The sequence below is a fragment of the Micromonospora sp. NPDC049240 genome (genome assembly GCF_040647835.1).
In the GTDB taxonomy this organism is placed as follows: domain Bacteria; phylum Actinomycetota; class Actinomycetes; order Mycobacteriales; family Micromonosporaceae; genus Micromonospora.
On record NZ_JBEZCX010000048.1, the window covers coordinates 1 to 2,502 of the forward strand.

A 2,502-nucleotide genomic window follows, 5' to 3' on the forward strand; every position below is an offset into this window, starting at 1 on the left:
CTGCTCCGGATGTGTCGGGGGTGGTGGTCGGTGACCGGGTGTTCGGCATGTTCAACGGGGCATTCGGGCCGGTGGCGGTCACCGATCATCGTCTCCTGGCCCGGGTCCCGCAGGGCTGGTCGTTCACCCGCGCGGCGTCGGTGCCGATCGTGTTCCTGACCGCGTTCTACGCGTTGCGGGATCTGGCCGAGGTGCGGGCGGGGCAGCGGATCCTGATTCATGCTGCGGCTGGTGGGGTGGGTATGGCCGCGGTGCAGCTGGCCCAGGCGTGGGGATTGCAGGTGTACGCCACCGCCAGCGCCGGCAAGTGGAACACCATACGCGGGATGGGTGTGGACGATACGCACCTGGCCTCCTCCCGGGATCTGGACTTCCGCCGCAGCTTCCTGACGGCGACCGGGGGAGAGGGGGTGGACGTGGTACTCAACGCCCTGACCGGGGAGTTCGTGGACGCGTCGCTGGACCTGCTGCCCCGCGGCGGCCGGTTCGTGGAGATGGGCAAAACCGATGTGCGGGACTCGGTGCGGATCGCCGCGGACCACCCCGGGGTGGTGTACCAGGCGTTCAACCTGCCCGACGTCGGTGCTGACCGGATCGGCCAGATGCTGGCCGAGATCCTGGACATGTTCGCCGCGGACATCCTCCAGACACTACCCGTGAGCGTATTCGAATCAGCCCAAGCACTGCAGGCCCTGCGCTACCTGCAGGCGGCCCGCCACGTGGGCAAGGTGGTGCTGCGGCTACCGGCCGGTCTGGACTCCCGTGGCACGGTGGTGGTCACTGGTGGGACCGGTGTGTTGGGTGGTTTGGTGGCCCGGCATCTGGTCACCACGCACGGAGTCAGGCACCTGTTGCTGTTGTCCCGGCGTGGCCCGGCTGCGGCCGGGGCGGCGGAGTTGGTCGGTGAGCTGACCGGGTTGGGTGCGCGGGTGCGGGTGGCGGCGTGTGATGTCGCTGACCGGAACGCTCTGGCTGAGGTGTTGGCGGCGGTGCCGGTCGAGCATCCGGTGGTCGGGGTGGTGCACACCGCCGCAGTCCTCGACGACGGGGTGATCGAGGCGTTGACGCCACAGCGGCTGGAGACCGTGCTGCGGGCCAAGGCTGATGCGGCATGGTGGCTGCACGAACTGACCCGGGACATGGATCTCGGGTTGTTCGTGGTGTATTCGTCGGCGGCGGCCACACTCGGGTCACCGGGACAAGGAAACTATGCCGCGGCCAACGCCGTCCTGGACGCCCTAGCACTACGGCGGCAGGCCGAGGGACTGGTCGGGCAATCACTGGCGTGGGGACTGTGGGCCCAGCAGTCAGCCATGACCGGGCATCTCGACGAGGCCGACCTGGACCGGATGCGACGCAGCGGCATCCTTTCCCTCTCCTCCGAGCAGGGCCTGGCACTGTTCGACACGGCAGTACGTACCCACCAGCCGCAGCTCGTGCCGATCCGGGTGGACCTGCCCGCGCTACGTCGTACCGGGGCCGGTGGTGTGCCGCCGTTGTGGCGGACATTGGCCGGCGGCCCGGCCCGCCGGACGGCGACCACAACCGACACCCGGATGGACCTGACCACCAGGCTGGCCGCTATGGGAGTCGAGGAACGCCAGCGAACAGTCCTGGAACTGGTACGAATACAAGCCGCCGTCGTACTCGGCCATCCCGACCCAACGACGATCAACCCGGACAGCGCATTCCGCGAACTCGGCTTCGACTCGCTGACCGCCGTGGAACTACGTAACCGACTGACCACGGCGACCGGCCTGTCGCTGCCGGCCACGCTGGTCTTCGACTACCCCACCCCCGCCGAACTCAGCCGCGAGCTGTGGACGCGAGTTGCGCCTGAGGAGAAGGCGCCCGCAAATACTCTGGAGTCCGACTTGGACCGGATCGAGCAGGCTATACGCACGTTGGCCCCGGGAGATGGCAGAGATCCGACGAAGCTGGCGGACCGCCTGCGTGAGCTGGTGCGCAGGCTCGAGGCCCAGACGGGCGGCCACGGGGCAACCCCGGTGATCGACACCTATGCAGCCTCAGATGACGAGCTGTTCGACGTTCTCGACAAGATCGCAAGCTCCGAGGGAGGGCGAACGGCGTGAGCAACGATGAGAAGCTGCGGACATATCTGCGACAGGCCACGGACAACCTGCTGGAGACCCGGAGACGCCTGCAGGAGATTCAGGATCGGGGGACTGAGCCCATCGCGGTGGTCTCAATGGCCTGCCGGTTCTCGGCCGGCATAGATACCCCGGAACAGCTCTGGGATCTTATTGCCACGGGCGGCGACGCCATCGGGCCATGGCCGATGGATCGGGGTTGGGATGTCGGGTCGTTGTATGACCCGGATCCGGCGGGGTCGGGGACCAGTTATGCCCGGGAGGGTGGGTTCCTGACTGGTGTGGCGTTGTTTGACGCGGGGTTTTTCGGGATCAGTCCGCGGGAGGCTGTGGCGATGGATCCGCAGCAGCGGTTGTTGTTGGAGGTTTCCTGGGAGGCGTTGGAGCGGGC

2 protein-coding genes are annotated in these 2,502 nt (G+C 67.6%); both read left to right on the top strand.

What is annotated here, in order from left to right; translation table 11 throughout:
- Positions 1 to 2,093, top strand: a 2,093-nt coding sequence (locus AB0B02_RS31805; protein WP_357306781.1) for a type I polyketide synthase, incomplete at its 5' end; no start/stop codon positions are given.
- Positions 2,090 to 2,502, top strand: a 413-nt coding sequence (locus AB0B02_RS31810) for a beta-ketoacyl synthase N-terminal-like domain-containing protein (RefSeq protein WP_357306785.1), incomplete at its 3' end; no start/stop codon positions are given. The genes AB0B02_RS31805 and AB0B02_RS31810, both read left to right, overlap by 4 nt.